We start from the raw sequence: 17,592 nt of genomic DNA, 5'->3' as shown, positions 1-17,592 counted from the left end.
CTCATGGATACAATAACCCTTATTATTCACCAAAAAAGAATGGAATCATGAAAAAATGTAATTTATTCGTAATTATGGTCATCTTTCTGATGGCGTGTTCCGAAAAACAGGAATTGATGAACACCCCGGAAGAACTTTATCCGGTTACATTTTCAACGAACTTGGACTTTACTGCTGAAGATCAACCTTTGATCAAAAGCAATGCTTTGTCCGATACTGTATATCCTTCCAGGGATTCAGTCCATTACCAGTACTTTGTGTATACTTCTTCCGGAATACCTGTAAAGCAAAAGAAAGGATACGGAAAAGAGATCAAAGATATGCTTCCTTCCGGATTGTACCAGATTGCTATAATCGGTTCGCCCGATTCAGATCTGAACAATGGAAGGTATGATGTCGTAGCCAGGAATTTCTCTACAGATACGGTTATTTATCCCAAAGCATTTTATCAAGCTTTTAATTTATCTGTCCGGCCCTCAAATGATACAGATACGGTTAAAAATGTCTTGTTGGAAAGAATGTGGGGAGAGATCGATGTAGAGATATTGGACAGGGCGACCTGTTATATCCCTTCTTCGGTTCAATCTATCGGCATAAAGACAGATGGTGTTTCTCCAACATTTTTTATGGGAAGCAAGGAAGGGCATTTCTTCAGTTTTGTCAATACCCTCACTTCCAAAACAGTTTCGGATTTCCGTCGGGAAACTGCATTCAATAGCCTTACTTCGTATCCTACCCAGGATAACCGGGTAAAGGTACATCTGGTCATAACCTATAATGACGGAACACCAACGAAATCAATTCTGTTGACATCCGTTCCTGTAAAAAAAGACGTAAGGACAACAATAAAGGGGAATCTGGGGAATGCATTGCAGGAAGATCAGGATATAAACCTTTTTCTGCAGGAAAAATGGGTCAATGAAGTAGTCACATTCTAAAAAAAGTGTTCATGAGGCTGTCCCAAAAGTTATTTTTAGATCGGAACGGCGAAGCCCTCACACAAGTAATTACAAATTCTGCTTATTTTACAAGGACTAGCGTTCGGCTTAATTTGTAATTAACTTCGTTGAGAATGCTGCGCTAAGTTGACTTCTTCGAGCTAAAGGTTAAGCCGTTGTTTTGGACTTTTTGGACAGCCTCATAGAAAAACATCCGGATGAAGAGATGAATATTTGCTGGATCGGAAAAAATAGATATATTGTGTTGAAATAAAAAGAATAGATACATCATGGAGACGCCTTATGAGTTATTGATCAGTTATTGCCGGAAACAAACATCGCAGGAGGAGAATCAGTATATTGAACAATGGCTTTCGGAAGATGATAACCTCGCATTGTTTCTGGATTTGAGGAAGGAATGGCGCTATATTGATGATCCTTCCATGGTCGTTCCCGACAAATCGCTTGTTTGGTGGGGGATTCAAGCAAAAACGGGTCTCCGGAAAAAAAGGAAAGTCAGAAAATTGAAATATTCGGGGATCATTGCCACAGCATCCATTGCAGTCATTTTGGCCATATCCACTGTTTTATATTATATGGGGACATCCCGCGAAATCGTCGAACCGGAACAATATACAACCTTTAGTACCAGGTCAAAAGAAAAATCTGAAATAAAACTGGCTGACGGAACGCAGGTATGGCTCAATGTGAATTCCCATTTAACTTTCAGTAATCAGTATAATACGAAAAACAGGGAAGTTACGGTAAGTGGTGAGTTATTTTTTGATGTGATGAAGTCTGACAAGAAATTTATTATCCATGCGGGAAAAGTAAAGATAGAAGTGATGGGAACTTCTTTTAATTTGAAAACATCCGGAATCAACGACCAGGTCGAAATTTCATTAAAAACGGGTAAAATAGCTGTTTTTGGTATTGATACCGGTCGTCAGCTTTTTGTGATGGATTCATCCCAATATGCTTCTGTCAATAAAACAGATCTGGCCTATTCTCTACACGAACAGGACACTTCTATTTCCAATATCTGGACCGAGGAAAATCTAGCCATGTATAATGAACCGTTAGTCCATATCATAGAGAAGTTGGAAAAGTGGTATGGAATTGAGATCACTTGTACCGGATTAGAAATGGATAAGCGATATACATTTTATATACAAGGTGAATCATTACTTGATTTTCTGGATCTTTTCTCAACCATCACTCCCATAGATTACTCCATTGATGGAAAGAAAGTGAATATTGAAGCAAAGAAATAGCAGTCAATATGAAGAGAATCCTGATTTTATTATTAAGCCTCTTTATAATGTTATCCTTAGAAGCGCAGATACACATAAAATATAGCGGTTCCTTAAAAGGCTTGCTGGTATTGTTGCAGGATAAATACGGTTATCGGTTTATGTACAGCAATGATGATGTCGATGACCGGCAGGAATTATCTATTGACGTAAAGGATTCGGATATCGGATCCGTCATGGAAAATATTTCCGGATCAGTACATGTTTCCTTTGAAATCAAAAATAAACAAGTGGTATTAAAACATACTGAGCGCAAGACCCAGGAAAATGATGATGATCAGGAAAAAAAGACATCCGAAAAACCGATATCCAAACCAATCCGTCCGGAATTCACACCTATCCAGAAGGTGGTGGAAGCGGATACCGGAAAAAAACAGAGACCTGTGGACGACTCGATCAAACAGGAGGTAGTCTCGGATACTATTCCTGCGAAATTTGAATTAACTAGAGAGCCGGTTCAGGAACCAGCTGAGATAACGGATCTCTCAGCTGATCCTGTTCCGGAAAAACCCCCGAAAAAGCCCCCGGTAAAACCACAACCGGCAAAAAAAAATAAGGAATATGGATTTGCATTACATACCAATCTCCTTTACGATCTGGCCCTTACTCCTAATATAGGGGTTGAATATTATCCGAATAAACGGATAGGTTTTGTTGTTAATGCATTATGGTCTCATATTGATTGGGATGATGGAAAAAAAACATACCGTTCCTGGGCAGTGCTTCCTGAAGTCAGGTTTCATTGGTTGAAAAATAAACGCTTGTATACAGGAGCTGTTTTTCAGCTGGGAAAGTTAAATCTGAAATTGGGAAAAACAGGGCGTCAGGGTAATATGGCAGGCGGTGGGATCATATTCGGATACCTTATAGGTTTGGGTAAACGTATCAGCCTTGACACGGGATTGGCTTTCGGGTATACCCGGTTTGAACATGATACTTATCAATACATTGAAGGAACAAACGTGAAAGAAGATACTAAAACAAAACATTTTTTTGGACCTGTCAAAGTAAATGCTGCTCTTGTCTGGAAAATAAGATAACTATTGGTTTAACACTTTAATGATGGACAATTATATAGGCGAAAATAATTTTCAGGATATATATGAAGCATACTTCCGGCCAATATGCCGGTTTCTGAATTTATATACCAAAAATGAGAGTGTCATTGAGGATGTTGTCCAGGATGTTTTTTGTAACCTTTGGACAAACAGGGATTTTTTGCAGATAAAACATGTGAGATCATATTTGTACACTTCTGCACGGAATAAGATGCTTAATTATATACGCGATGAAAAATTACATTCCTCCATTTTGGCCACTTATATGCTGGAAGAGAAACAGCTTCAGGAGGCGTATGAATGTGTGGATAAAGAAATATTTACCCAAAAGTTGGAAAAAGCCATTGATGAACTACCAGTGAAGTGTAAGAATGTATTCCTATTAAGCAGGTATGACAAGCTAACATATAAAGAAATTGCTCAAAAAGAAAGAATCTCTGAGAAAATGGTAGAAAAGCATATATCCGTCGCCTTAAAGAAAATCAAAGGTATGATCAAAGGCAAACAATTTATCTTATTATGAAAAGGTCCGGATAAATAGGAATGAATAGCTTAACGACCTATTCGAGATAAGTATAACCATATAATCCTGAACGGTAGTTGGATAAAAATTCTTTTCCTTCTTCGGCGGAAATTAATCCTGCTTTTACGGATCCGGACACCCAGCCTTCGACAGTCCGAACTAGTTTTTTCGGGTTATACTGCGCATATTCCAATACTTCGGCTACGGTTTCTCCGTCAATCAGTTTATCAATTTCATATCCCTCCGCTGTCATAGAGATGTGCACAGCATTGGTGTCACCGAATAAATTATGCAGGTCTCCCAGGATTTCCTGGTAAGCGCCTACCAGGAATACGCCGATATAATAAGAATCCTTATTTTTTAATGTATGTACAGGCAAGTGATACGAAAAATTACGGGTAGATATAAAGTTATCAATTTTTCCATCCGAATCACAGGTGATGTCTTGCAATGTGGCATATCTGTCCGGCTTTTCATCCAGCCGATGTACAGGCATGATGGGGAATATCTGGTCAATAGCCCAGGAGTCGGGTAATGATTGGAACAATGAAAAATTGCAAAAATATTTGTCAGACAGGGATTTGGATAATTGCCTGAGTTCTTCCGGCGCATGCTTGGCTGAACTGGCAATATTATATGCTTCGCGGGCTATAGACCAATACAAACGTTCTATCTGTGCACGTGTTTTCAGGTCGATCAGCCCCAGGCTGAACAAATCAAGTGCTTCCTCCCTGATCTGTTGTGCATCATGCCAGGATTCCAATATACGGGGTTGATTCAAGGTATCCCAGATGGAATAAATATCCCTGACCAGTTCATGATCTTCTTCCGTCACGGTATCATCATCATCCCATGAAGGCAATGTTGTGGTTTCCAACACCTCAAATATAAGGATAGAATGATGGGCGGTGAGTGATCTTCCTGACTCAGTAATAATGTTAGGATGTGGGATCTCATTTTTATTGCTCACATCCACAATCGTCGAAATAGAGTCATTTACATATTCCTGTATGCTGTAATTGATACTACTTCCGCTAATTGCAGACCGGGTCCCGTCATAATCTACTCCCAACCCTCCGCCGATATCCACAAAATCGACGTTGAATCCCATGAAACGGAGTTGCACATAAAATTGTGCGGCTTCGCGTAAGGCATTCTTGATCCGTCGGATTTTGGTCACCTGGCTTCCAATATGAAAATGAACCAGGCGAAGACAATCTTTTAAGTCTTTCTTTTCAAGTATATCCAGTGCTTCAAGTAGCTCACTGGAATTTAATCCGAATTTACTGACATCTCCTCCTGATTCCTCCCATTTGCCGCTTCCGATACTTGCCAGTTTAATACGGATCCCAATATTGGGCTTTACCTTAAGGCGCCTGGCAATAGAAACAACCAATTTTAGTTCATTCAGTTTTTCAACGACAATGAAAATTCGTTTGCCCATCTTTTGGGCCAATAAAGCCAATTCTATATAATCTTCATCCTTATAACCATTACAGATGATCATGGAATCAGTATCGGTATTGATCGCTAAAACAGCATGAAGTTCCGGTTTTGAACCGGCTTCCAGCCCGATATTAAATTTCTTCCCATGACTGACGATCTCTTCAACTACCGGACGCATCTGATTAACTTTGATCGGATATATGATGAAATTCTGTGCCTGATAGCCGTACTCTTCCGAAGCCTGTTTAAAACTTTTGAATATTTTTTCAATGCGGTTGTCCAGGATATCCGGGAATCTTATTAATACTGGTGTTGAAACATCCCGGAGCTGTAGCTCATCGATCACTTCTTTCAAATCAACACTTGCCCCTCCTGCTTTGGGAGTTACTACCACATTTCCTTTTTCGTTGACAGAGAAATAGCTTAATCCCCATCCTCCGATATTATAAAGCTCCACCGAATCATCGGTCCTCCATTTTCTCATTTCCGGCTTTAATGATTTTGAAATTGATACTAAAAAACAGACCTATAAAGGTTGCGAAAATACAGAATGTTATGTATAAAACATCAAATAAGGGATAATTTTTTGTTTATCAGTGATAAAATATACATTGCCCCCTTGAGGTATATGACGGAAAAAGTGATGCAGCAGATACAATTAAACAATTACTTTCTGTGACTTTATTTCTTTTTCAAAGAAAATAGAAGCATAACGATCGAAAATCTCAGATGAATCCGTGGTCTGAAAAATCCGGTTCCCGTTTTTTCCAAGTTGGCTATCCATTTCAGGATGACGGTACAAATAGTCAGCAAGGCTTTTTGCGACTATATCTCCTTGTGGTAATACCTGAATATGGGATGGAGTATATTGCCTTATTTTATCGATCAACAATGGATAGTGTGTACAGGCGAGCATAATGACATCAATTTCCTGGCTTTGCTGCAATAACCGGTCAATATATTGTTTCACGAAATAATCAGCTCCGGGACTCTGGTGTTCATTACTTTCCACCAAAGGTACCCACATAGGGCAGGCTTCCTGGAAAACACGAATAAGTGGGTCTAATTTATTGATTTCTATAGGATAAGAAAGAGATTGCACTGTGCCGACAGTTCCAAGTATGCCTACATGACCGGTCCGGGTATACTTATTGATGGCTTCGGCGCTTGGCCTGATAACTCCCAATACCCGTTTTTCCGCACCCATCAGTGGCAGGTCACGTTGTTGTATGCTACGCAAGGCTTTAGCTGATGCTGTGTTACACGCCAGGATGATCAACTGACAGCCCTGATCGAACAAATGTTTTACACATTCAAGCGTATAACGGTAAACTGTCTCAAATGAACGTGTCCCGTATGGCGTCTTGGCGTTATCTCCTAAATAGCAATAATCATACTGTGGCAGTTGCCGTACAAATTCTTTAAGTACGGTAAGTCCTCCATATCCTGAATCAAAAACTCCAATCATTTTACATCAGTTATGACATCTAAAAATAAAGCGGTACAATTATCTTGCACCGCTTTATTTTAAAGTATTTAGAAAACTACTTGTTTTCTTCGTTTTTTGCTTCGATGCTCAATGTTGCATGCGGAACAGCCCGGAGCCTTTCTTTTGGTATCAATAGTCCGGTTTCCCGGCAGATACCATAAGTTTTGTTTTCTATACGGGCCAATGCTGCCTGCAAATGTTGGATAAATTTCAACTGACGTTGTGCCAAACGGCCTGCTTCTTCTTTTGATAAAGTCGCGGCGCCTTCTTCTAATACTTTGAAAGTTGGAGATGTATCTTCGGTGTCGTTACCATTACTGTTGGTAATGGTACCTTTCAACAAATCATAATCTTTCTTAGCCTTGTCTAGCTTTTCCAAAATAAGCTCCCTGAATTCTTCCAATTCAGCATCCGAATATCTTGTCTTTTCACTCATGGCTTTAAATTTTTCGCCGAAATTAGGCTTTATTATTAAATTTACAAAACAAATACTACTTTATAATAGTACGATACCTTCATACAAAAACAATGCCGTTGATTCTTCTTCGCATAAACAATATAAAAAACAAATGGTTCATTTTATTTTTATTCTTAAAGCTGATAACTTTGCAGGCATAACTTTTTATACTAAATAAAATGAACCGGTCTCTGAAAAACATACCTAACCCATTATTGAATGATTTACTGAATGAAGCGATTAATTTTACGGAGATTCAGGAAGAGCATATTTCTGAAGCTGTAACAGTCAAAATTTCCGAAGTCCGGGGATTACTCGAACAAATATATCAGGTTGAATCGGTTCGTCGGAATTTCAACAATACCATCGTTGTTTTTGACCGTATACAGAATGCGTTGCAGCAAGTTGCTTCCATGATCTATCTCTTGGCATATGTACATCCCGACGGACAAATCCGGAAGAGTTGTCATCTTGCAGTGGATACACTGAATCAATTTAGCAACCAGATCAATTTGGATGAGCAATTGTATCAGTCTTTTAAAGAATACTCTGAAAGCAAGGAAGCGGAGCAACTCTCCGGAGCTGCAAAAAAGTATCTGGATGACAGGATGGATTTTTACCGGCGCAACGGATTTGCTCTGTCTGGCGATGAACGTAAAAATATAAAAGAATTACTGGACAAAATAGCAAAACTTAGCCTGGAGTTTTCTACCAATGTCAATGAATATGAAGATGCTTTGATTGTCACAGAAGAACAGGTAAAAGGGTTGCCTGATGATTACAAAGAAGCGCGCCGGCAAGACGACGGAACTTATAAAATTACATTGGATACACCTTCGTATGTTCCGTTTATGCGTTACTCGGAATCTGAGACGGCACGTAAGCAGTTGATGGTGAAGTACCTTAACCGGGCACCACAAAATGAGCCTGTTTTAAAATCTATTCTCTCAAAACGCAGGCAAATGGCAGGTTTATTGGGCTATACCAATTATGCCGAATGGCAGATAGAAGAAAATATGGCACATAGCACATCTGTTGTTTTTAATTTTGAAAATGACCTTAGGGATAAGGTAAGGATAAAAGCGCAGAAAGACCTTGATGAATTGCTGGAAGTAAAATACAAGCAGCAACCAGATGTTGCATTAATAAATTATTGGGAAAGTAGTTTTTATACCAACCAATTGATGAATACCAGATACGGGATTGACCATGAAGAATTGAAACAATATTTTTCCGTTGATCATGTATTAGACGGATTATTTGAAATTGCATCAAAATTATATGGAGTAGATTTTGAAAAGGTACCTGAGGCTCCGGTTTGGGATCCTTCAGTAAACATGTACCGTATGCTGGTAGACGGAAAACATGCCGGATACGTTTATTTTGATTTATTTCCGCGAACAGGGAAATATACCCATGCTGCATGTTTTACCATACAATCCGGCCATCAGGCAGATCAAGGATATCAATATACTTCATCAGCCCTGGTATGTAATTTTCCACCGCCGGCTGCGGATAAACCGTCGCTGTTGCTCCATCATGATGTGGTAACATTATTCCATGAGTTCGGACACTTGATGCATGCGATGTTGGCACATGCCGACCTGGCCGGTCAGTCGGGGATCTCTAATGTACGGGACTTTGTGGAGGTGCCTTCGCAAATGTTTGAAAACTGGGCATGGAACTATACGGCGTTACAATTATTTGCCCGCCACTACCAAACCGGTGAAATATTACCCCGGAGATTATTTGATCGTATGATAGCTGCCCGTAATGTCGGGTCGGGAATACAAACACAGCAACAAATTTTTTACGGCATGCTGGATATGACTTATCATACATTTTTTGATCCTGATAAACATGATTTGACAGGAATATTCAGGCAATTACAAGAAGATATTACCCTTTTTAAGTATGTGGAAGGAACACATATGTACAATAGTTTTGATCATTTGACAGGATATGCAGCAGGCTATTATGGATACTTATGGGCAAAAGTATATGCAGAAGATATTTTTGCCGAATTTGAAAAAAACGGCGTTTTTGATGAAGCAACCGGCCGTCGTTTCCGGGATTGTATTTTGATAAAAGGTGCGACAGAAAACGAACTGGAAATGGTAAAAGAATTTTTACAGAGGGAGCCCGATCAAAAAGCATTTTTAAAGTCGTTAGGCGTCTGATGTTTAATTAAATCTTGACGGATTTTAAGTAGAAATAGCCTTTCAATGATTCAGGGAAGGTTGTTATTAGGACAAAAAAAAGGGAGCTTATAGCTCCCAGACTTTAATAACTTTAAGTCTTATTGTACTTTAGCTTTCAATTCAGCACCAGGAGAAAATTTAACTACTTTTTTAGCAGCAATTTTGATTTCTTTCCCGGTTTGAGGATTACGGCCTGTTCTTGCGCTTCTTTTAGCTACAGAAAAAGAACCAAATCCAACTAAGGCTACTCTATCTCCTTTTTTAAGAGCGTTACCTGTTACTTTCATAAAAGCATCTAATGCTTTCTTTGAATCAGCTTTTGTAAGTTTAGCCTCGCTTGCAATTGCGTCGATCAATTCGGCTTTGTTCATGATAATAAAAATTAGGGTTAGAAAATAATATATATTAAAAATTTATCAAAAATAACATATTCTATACAATGCAACAAACTTTTTATCAAAAAAATAATACTTCTTGTCAGGATTTTACTACTTTTTTACGCTATTGAAACAATCATTTATTATAAACAGATAAAATAAACTTTATGTTCAAAACAAATTTTGCCTGCCGCTTATTTACCCTATGTATACGGCATCATAGGTATAAGGTTTCATTTTTATTTTAAAAATTTTCAATTTTTCCCCCTTAAAATGGGTTATCCGGAAAATTTTCATGAATTCAGCGATCATTTAGAATCGAATATTATTGCATAAATAGTTGAAATTCAGAAGTATGAATAAGAATCAATTATTGGTTATTTATTCAAATAAACTCTCATCCCTGATAAGCAATAAAATAGAAGATTGGGAAACAATGATGTACTTTTCATTATTGAATTCTATTTCATAAGCGCTATTTTGTAAATAAACCGCAAGATCTCCTTCATGTGGCTGAAGGGGAACATATTTGACTTCTTCGGTTTTATTTTTCCACGGTTCGTCGATTTCGGCAATAGCCGGAATCGGATAACCTGGACCCACTTTTACAACATATCCGCTTTGTATACGTTCATTTTCCTGAACACCAGGTGGGAGCAATAATCCGCCTTTTGTCTTTTCCAATGGTGATTTGGGTTTGATCAATACGCGGTCTCCTACGACGATAAATTTTGTTAAATCGGTATTGTCTAACTGTAACGACATCTTTCCTATAATTTATGGGTTATGATATTAACTCTCCTAATAATGTAGCAGGGGTACAACCTGTGATCCGGACTTGGACATAGTCTCCGGGGTGGTAATTTCCTTTAGGAAATACGACTACCATATTTTGGGTATTTCGTCCGGATAACTGATCCGGGGATTTTTTAGAAATACTTTCAGACAGTACTTCATAAGTTTTTCCTATACAACATTGTTTACTTTCTGCAGATAGTTCCCCTTGCAGATTGATGATTTCCTGTAATCTTCTTGATTTAATATCTTCAGGAACATCATCATCCATCTTTTTTGCTGCCAGGGTATTGGGACGGACAGAATACTTAAACATAAAGGCATAATCGAAATGAACCTGTTTCATTAATGATAATGTATCCTGATGGTCTGCTTCAGTTTCGGTGCAAAAACCGGCGATAATATCTGTGGAGATGCTGCATTCAGGCATGATACGTTTAATGGCTTCAATGCGGTCCAGGTACCATTCCCTAGTATATCTCCTGCGCATTAACTCAAGTATCCTTGTGCTTCCCGACTGGGCAGGCAGATGGATACTTTTACATATATTATGATGTGATGCCATTACATGTAAAACTTCATCAGTCATGTCTTTAGGATGGGAAGTAGAAAACCGGACACGTAAATCCGGCGAAACAGCTGCAACCGAAGTTAAAAGCTGTGCAAAAGAGATGTTTTTACCTGTTTCTCCCCAACGGTATGAATCCACATTTTGTCCCAGCAATGTAACTTCTTTATATCCCAGTTCGACTAATTCCCGCACTTCCCGTAGAATGGTATCCTGACTCCTGCTTCGCTCAATCCCGCGAGTATATGGGACAATACAGAATGCGCACCGGTTATTACACCCCCGCATGATTGATACAAAGGATGAGACACGATTTTTATCCATTCGTACCGGGCTGATATCGGAATATGTTTCTTCACGTGAAAGCAAAACATTAATGGCCTTCAGGCCTGTACCTGCGCTACGGACCAGATTGGGCAGATCACGGTATGCATCCGGACCTACAACGAGGTCTACTGATTTTTCTTCTTCCAGTAGCTGGTGTTTTAAACGTTCGGCCATGCATCCAATTACTCCGATCAATAGTTCCGGACGTTTTTTCTTTTCTAAACGAAAAACATCCAAACGACCACGGACACGTTGTTCTGCATTTTCACGAACAGAACAGGTATTGATTAAAATTAAATCGGCATCCGCGATATCCTGTGTAACCCGGTATCCTTCACCGGCAAGAATAGATGCTACTACTTCGCTGTCATTAACATTCATCTGACAACCATATGTTTCGATATATACCTTCAAAAGATGACTCGATGAATCTCTTATATGAAGATTGTTCACATCCACCTGAAGATCTTCTTTCTTTTTCATCCCTTAACTATCTGATAAGTCGCTGTTTTTGACACTTGAAGGCCTGATATCTTTGATATGCAGTTGAATAGTGGTTTTCCCTTTGAACGTATTTTCTTCAACAGTATAACAAATATCAAAAGGTATACCCGACCGGACAGTATTATAATGTTCGGCCATTTGAAAGCCAATAGCAGGAAAGCAAATATCAGACATATCTTTTTGTAACACATCAAGTCTTAGATGTTCTCCACATTTCCCGACAATTTTTCCATTCCCAAGATCTGATATATTGCGCGTAAGAAAAACCGGGGTCATATTTTTGGGACCAAACGGTTTGAATTGTTTAAGGATACGGATAAATTTCGGGGTAATATCCGTAAGGTTAATTTCCGCATCTATATCTACATTCGGGACTAATTGGTTGTCTGTAATGGTTGAGGCTACTATTTCCTCAAAGCGGCGGCTGAACTCCGGGACATTTTCAATTTTAAGGGTTATTCCTGCTGCATACATGTGTCCGCCAAAGTTTTCCAGTAGATCGCTACAGGCATCAATGGCCGAATACAGGTCAAAACCATCTACCGAACGTGCCGATCCGGTGGCAAAATCATTGGATTTTGTGAGAATAACCGTTGGCCGGTAATAGGTTTCTATCAGACGGGAAGCGACTATGCCCACCACTCCTTTATGCCAGGAAGGATTATACAATACGGTTGATTTCCGGTACTCCTGCTCAGGGTCAATAGATAACATCCTGAGTGCCTGACGGGTAATATCTGAATCGACATTTCTTCTGTCATCGTTGAATTTGTCTATTTCATTTCCGAATTCCCGCGCTGCTTTCTCATCATCCGATATCAGCAACTGTACCGCACTATTTCCCGATTCCATTCTTCCGGCAGCATTGATCCGCGGTCCGATTTTGAAAACAATATCGTCCACCTGTCTTGGAGAACCGTCCAATCCGGAGATTTTAACGATTGATTTCAGCCCCAATGTCGGATTTTCATTCAGTTTCTGGATACCTAAGGCAGCTAAAACACGATTCTCCCCGTCCATAGGAACAATATCGGATGCAATGCTGACAGCCACCAGGTCAATGTATTCGTAAACTTCCTCTACAGGTATTTTATTTACCTGGGCGTAAGCCTGCAACATTTTAAATCCGACTCCACATCCGGACAATTCTTTGTATGGATATTCACATCCGGCACGTTTAGGATTGAGAATAGCAAAAGCTGATGGTAAGACCGAATCAGGATAGTGGTGGTCGCATATGATAAAATCAATCCCCTTATTGCTGGCATAGTTAATTTTATCTACAGCTTTAATCCCACAATCCAGGCTAATGATTAATTTACACCTGTTAGTATCTGCAGTGTCGATACCCTGATAAGATATTCCATACCCTTCGTTATAACGATCTGGGATGTAATAGTCAACATAGGGATATTGTTTTTTGAGGAATGAGTATACCATGGCTACCGAAGTGGTTCCATCCACATCATAATCCCCGTATACCATGATTCGTTCCCTATTGCGTATAGCATGATTGATCCGGTCCACTGCACGTTGCATATCCTTCATCAGGAAAGGCGAATGCAACTGATCATAGGATGGCCTGAAAAAAGCTTTGGCATTTTCATAATCTGTAATGCCTCTTTGTGCCAAAAGAATCGCCAATGTGTGATCAATGCCCAAAACATCTACAAGATGTTGTACAACAGATTCATCAGGTATTGTCTTTATAATCCAGTTCTTGCTATACATGCTACAAAAGTACAAAAACTATCTGTTTATTCCTTAATGCAGATGGGTAATCCTAAATATACTGTTTTGCCGGACATTGTTTCACAACATTTGTTTTGGTTTTCCGGCAATAAAATCCTTCAGGTAAAATGGTTCGAAGTAGGCAACATCCTCAAAATCCTTTGTCAGATATGCATTTAATGCGTCAGGGATTAAATATTCGGAAGAATGATGGAAGTTATCAACAAATTGTGCATGATGGTGTTCTATGATATCGGAACATTTGGCAGCACCATTCCCGAAAAAATAAATCTTTTGTCCATTGAGCCAATTTTCAAATGATTGACCGGTAATTATTTCAGCTGAGATTTCTTTCACCATGTTTCCTTTTATATCAAATAATGCCGTATAAACTTCCATCCGGCGAGCATCGATCATGGGACAGAGCAAAGCATTTTCTTCAATTTCGGGACATTGGTGTAATAATCCATGACACATAGCATGTAAGGTAGAAACAGCTATAAGCGGAATGTCACCACCATAACATAATCCTTTGGCAACAGATAAACCTATCCGTAGTCCCGTATAAGATCCCGGTCCTGAACTAAAAGAAACAGCAGCAAGCTGATGCGCATGCATTGCTTGCTGTGCTAGTAACTCTTCAATAAAAGATGTCAATACAGTAGCATGGTTGCGACCCTCGGAATTTTCCTTTACAGCAACACATTGCTTCCCACGTGACAATGCTACAGAACATAGTTCTGTTGATGTTTCAATGTGGAGAATAAAAGGATGCATACAATATATATAATGTGCAAAGATAACATGGAATGTTTAATCCGGATTCTTTTCACATTATATTTATCAATCTCAGATTATTTTGAGATTATTTCTTTAAGCATCTCATTTAAATCCTTAGTCAATGAATCGATTTTCTGGTAAGTGATTTTTGGAGTCACATTCCTTCCTATTTCAGCGACCTTATTTACTACATTATTTGTACTTGTGAATTCATTACTGGGCTCATCGCTGAACCAATATGAAACAGGTTTTCCCAGTACAGCGGATATTCGCTCCAATATTTCTACTTTCATGGATTTATTCCGGATCATTTGATGTAATCCCTGTTCCGTAATATCAATTTTATAACACAAATCCCTGATAGACATTTTTTTCCGTTCTAATTCGGTTTTTATTCGACTATAGTCCATAATTGTTAATGTTTATTTATTACAAGCATAAATCATTGTTTCGTGTGTGAACAAACGTTTAATTTCAATACTAAAGTTAATTATTTTTTTTGAACCACAGGTACCTCAGTAATTTTTTTTTGAGTACAATTTTTAAAATCCTCGATTATTCTTGTATGAGAAAAAATATACATTGAAAAAAAATTATTTCGCGCCTTGTTTTTTTGTAAATAATCAAAGCAAACAGGGGTAAACGATTAAATAAATATTTAGGTTTTACTGGGCTGAAAAAAAACAGGAATGTTTTTGGGTATTTATTTGATTTTTGAGAATTACAATACTACTTTTGTGCTTTCTTAAAAAAACAACAATTCTGTGGTTTATGTCAAAAGTCATTAAAATCCGGAAAGGTCTGAATATTAGACTAAAAGGAAAAGCAGAAAAGATACTCGTAAAGGCTGACGCTTCCGAAAAATATGCAGTAAAACCCGTTGACTTTCCGGGATTGATCCCCAAAATGATCGTTAAAGAAGGCGAAACAGTAAAAGCAGGGACGCCTTTATTTATGGATAAAAATTGCCCTGAGGTTTTATTTGTTTCTCCTGTCAGTGGAACGGTTGAAGCGGTGGTACGTGGTGAGAAGAGGCGTATTCTTGAGGTAATCGTAAAAAGTGATGGAAAAGGAGAGTCCGAAGATTTTTCAAAAACCAAGCCTTCAGAGCTGAAAAAGGAGTCCATTACGGAGTATTTGCTACAGAGTGGTGTCTGGCCTTTCATCAGGCAGCGTCCTTATGCTATTGTCGCCAATCCACAGGATACCCCTAAAGCGATATTTATTTCTTGCTTTGATACAGCCCCGCTTGGTCCTGATTATGACTACATTTTTCAGAATATGGAACCCGACTTCCAGGCCGGGATAGATGCATTAGCCAGGTTGACTTCCGGAAAGGTACATCTCAGCGTTCACTCGGACTTCCCTCCGGCAGCTACATTTACCAAGGCTAAAAATGTGGAACTACATGAATTTTCAGGGCCGCATCCATCAAGTAATGTAGGGGTCCAGATACATCATATAGATCCTGTCAATAAAGGCGAAGCGGTTTGGTACGTGAATCCGCAGGATGTATTAGTCATTGGCAGGTTGATGAACAAAGCAGTATATGATATATCCAAAACCATTGTGTTGAGCGGATCGGAAGTAAAGACACCACGTTACTACAAGGTGATCGGCGGATGCAGCATGACCACTTTTGCCGACAATATTAAAGATGGAAATGTCCGTTATATCAGTGGAAATGTGTTGACAGGAACCAAAGTGACATCCGAAGGATATCTCGGGTTTTATGATAGCCAGGTGACCGTGATTCCTGAAGGTGACCATTATGAACTGCTCGGGTGGGCCATGCCCGGATTTAAAAAATATAGTGCCGGACGCACTTATTTCTCATGGTTGACCCCCAATAAAGAATATGATTTGGATACGAACCTTAATGGCGGTCATCGTTCATTGGTAGTAACCGGACAATATGAAAAAGTATTTCCTATGGATATCTATCCGGAGCATCTGGTGAAGGCGATCCTTGCAGAAGATGTCGAAAAAATGGAACAGTTGGGGATATATGAAGTGGCAGAAGAGGATTTTGCCTTGTGCGAATTCGTGTGTACTTCCAAAACAGATGTTCAATCGATCATTCGCAACGGAATAGAACTGATGATTCAGGAGATGAGCTGATCATCTTGACGGACGATATTTTTTTGATAAGGAAACAATACATAGTTATATATATAATAAACCAATATGAATCCGTTAAGGAAATTTTTAGACAAAATAAAACCGAATTTCGAAAAGGGTGGAAAGTTTGAGAAACTTCATTCTACTTTTGACGCATTCGAAACATTTTTGTTTGTACCCAATACTACCACTAAAAAGGGGACCCATATCCGTGACGCCGTGGATCTAAAACGTACCATGTCAATGGTGATTATTGCATTGGTTCCGGTTATATTGTTTGGAATGTGGAATGTCGGATACCAGAACTCGGAAGCATTCGGTATTTCCAGGACATTGATGCAAAACTTCTGGTTTGGGTTTCTTAAAGTGTTCCCCATTATTGTCGTTTCTTATGTTGTTGGTTTGGGAATTGAATTTGGGGTTGCCCAGGCCCGCGGGCATGAAGTAAATGAAGGGTTTCTGGTATCAGGTATCCTGATACCTTTGGTAATGCCGGTAGGTATCCCATTATGGATGGTAGCATTAGCCACAGCATTTTCCGTAATTTTTGCCAAAGAAATATTCGGAGGAACAGGGATGAATATCTGGAATCCTGCGTTAGTAGCGCGTGCTTTCCTATTTTTCGCCTATCCTTCCGAAATGTCGGGCGATAAGGTCTGGGTGTCAGGAATCAAGGATGCGGGGGCAAAACTGGCGGACTCTTTCAGTGGAGCGACTCCTTTGGCTGAAGCAGCACTGGCTACCGGCGAGGAAGCAAAAAATATGACTGTCGGTTCCTTGGTAGATAAAATGCCTTCGATCTCTGACATGTTTATCGGTTATATTCCCGGTTCTGTGGGTGAAACATCTACTTTAGCCATTTTGATTGGAGCTGCGATCCTCTTATTAGCGGGTATAGCCAGTTTTCGCATTATGATCTCCGTATTTGCCGGAGGTGCCGTAATGGGTTTGTTGTTCAACCTTT

16 protein-coding genes are annotated in these 17,592 nt (G+C 39.2%); 7 read left to right on the top strand and 9 right to left on the bottom strand.

Going from position 1 to position 17,592, the window contains the following annotated elements:
• Nucleotides 1–47: 47 nt before the first annotated feature.
• From LBQ60_17910 to LBQ60_17895, 4 genes are all read left to right on the top strand, one after another.
• Nucleotides 48–938, top strand: a complete 891-nt coding sequence (locus tag LBQ60_17910; GenBank protein MDR2039801.1) for a hypothetical protein — start codon at nt 48–50, stop codon at nt 936–938.
• 290 nt (nt 939–1,228) lie between these two features.
• The gene (locus LBQ60_17905; protein MDR2039800.1) at nt 1,229–2,212 is read left to right on the top strand and encodes a FecR family protein; all 984 of its coding nucleotides are present in this window, start codon (nt 1,229–1,231) and stop codon (nt 2,210–2,212) included.
• A gap of 47 nt (nt 2,213–2,259) precedes the next feature.
• Nucleotides 2,260–3,291, top strand: coding sequence for a DUF3575 domain-containing protein (locus LBQ60_17900; GenBank protein MDR2039799.1), 1,032 nt, complete (start codon nt 2,260–2,262; stop codon nt 3,289–3,291).
• A gap of 22 nt (nt 3,292–3,313) precedes the next feature.
• Entirely contained in the window at nt 3,314–3,832 is a 519-nt protein-coding gene (locus LBQ60_17895; protein MDR2039798.1) for an RNA polymerase sigma-70 factor, read from the top strand.
• Nucleotides 3,833–3,869: 37 nt separating this feature from the next.
• Here LBQ60_17895 and speA read toward each other — a convergent pair whose 3' ends face one another.
• The 3 genes from speA to LBQ60_17880 all read right to left on the bottom strand — a co-directional run bounded on the left by speA (nt 3,870) and on the right by LBQ60_17880 (nt 7,203).
• Nucleotides 3,870–5,762, bottom strand: coding sequence for a biosynthetic arginine decarboxylase (gene speA / locus LBQ60_17890; GenBank protein ID MDR2039797.1), 1,893 nt, complete (start codon nt 5,760–5,762; stop codon nt 3,870–3,872).
• Between the two features lie 174 nt (nt 5,763–5,936).
• Nucleotides 5,937–6,746: a glutamate racemase gene (gene murI / locus LBQ60_17885; protein MDR2039796.1), complete on the bottom strand. Its 810-nt coding sequence runs from the start codon at nt 6,744–6,746 to the stop codon at nt 5,937–5,939.
• Between the two features lie 76 nt (nt 6,747–6,822).
• A complete protein-coding gene (locus LBQ60_17880) occupies nt 6,823–7,203 on the bottom strand; it encodes a TraR/DksA C4-type zinc finger protein (GenBank protein ID MDR2039795.1) in 381 nt (126 codons plus the stop codon).
• Between the two features lie 200 nt (nt 7,204–7,403).
• Here LBQ60_17880 and LBQ60_17875 point away from each other — a divergent pair, with 200 nt between their 5' ends.
• The gene (locus LBQ60_17875; GenBank protein MDR2039794.1) at nt 7,404–9,404 is read left to right on the top strand and encodes a Zn-dependent oligopeptidase; all 2,001 of its coding nucleotides are present in this window, start codon (nt 7,404–7,406) and stop codon (nt 9,402–9,404) included.
• A gap of 119 nt (nt 9,405–9,523) precedes the next feature.
• On the opposite strand, the gene LBQ60_17870 is transcribed toward LBQ60_17875, so the two are convergent.
• The 6 genes from LBQ60_17870 to LBQ60_17845 form a co-directional block, all read right to left on the bottom strand.
• Complete coding sequence (locus LBQ60_17870; protein ID MDR2039793.1) at nt 9,524–9,796, bottom strand: HU family DNA-binding protein; 273 nt, start codon at nt 9,794–9,796, stop codon at nt 9,524–9,526.
• Nucleotides 9,797–10,183: 387 nt separating this feature from the next.
• Nucleotides 10,184–10,567, bottom strand: a complete 384-nt coding sequence (locus LBQ60_17865) for a co-chaperone GroES family protein (GenBank protein ID MDR2039792.1) — start codon at nt 10,565–10,567, stop codon at nt 10,184–10,186.
• 19 nt (nt 10,568–10,586) lie between these two features.
• Nucleotides 10,587–11,975, bottom strand: coding sequence for a tRNA (N6-isopentenyl adenosine(37)-C2)-methylthiotransferase MiaB (gene miaB / locus LBQ60_17860; GenBank protein ID MDR2039791.1), 1,389 nt, complete (start codon nt 11,973–11,975; stop codon nt 10,587–10,589).
• Between the two features lie 3 nt (nt 11,976–11,978).
• Complete coding sequence (gene recJ / locus LBQ60_17855; GenBank protein ID MDR2039790.1) at nt 11,979–13,727, bottom strand: single-stranded-DNA-specific exonuclease RecJ; 1,749 nt, start codon at nt 13,725–13,727, stop codon at nt 11,979–11,981.
• Nucleotides 13,728–13,808: 81 nt separating this feature from the next.
• Complete coding sequence (tsaB, locus tag LBQ60_17850; protein MDR2039789.1) at nt 13,809–14,504, bottom strand: tRNA (adenosine(37)-N6)-threonylcarbamoyltransferase complex dimerization subunit type 1 TsaB; 696 nt, start codon at nt 14,502–14,504, stop codon at nt 13,809–13,811.
• A gap of 77 nt (nt 14,505–14,581) precedes the next feature.
• Nucleotides 14,582–14,917, bottom strand: a complete 336-nt coding sequence (locus LBQ60_17845; protein ID MDR2039788.1) for a helix-turn-helix transcriptional regulator — start codon at nt 14,915–14,917, stop codon at nt 14,582–14,584.
• A 361-nt stretch (nt 14,918–15,278) separates the two neighbouring features.
• On the opposite strand from LBQ60_17845, the gene LBQ60_17840 reads away from it, so the two are divergent.
• A complete protein-coding gene (locus tag LBQ60_17840) occupies nt 15,279–16,628 on the top strand; it encodes a Na(+)-translocating NADH-quinone reductase subunit A (GenBank protein MDR2039787.1) in 1,350 nt (449 codons plus the stop codon).
• Nucleotides 16,629–16,694: 66 nt separating this feature from the next.
• Nucleotides 16,695–17,592, top strand: an 898-nt coding sequence (locus LBQ60_17835; GenBank protein MDR2039786.1) for an RnfABCDGE type electron transport complex subunit D, incomplete at its 3' end; no start/stop codon positions are given.

The organism is Bacteroidales bacterium (assembly GCA_031275285.1).
Taxonomy (GTDB): domain Bacteria; phylum Bacteroidota; class Bacteroidia; order Bacteroidales; family UBA4181; genus JAIRLS01.
Note: the sequence above shows the minus strand (reverse complement) of the source record. Positions and strands in the feature narration are given on the sequence as shown.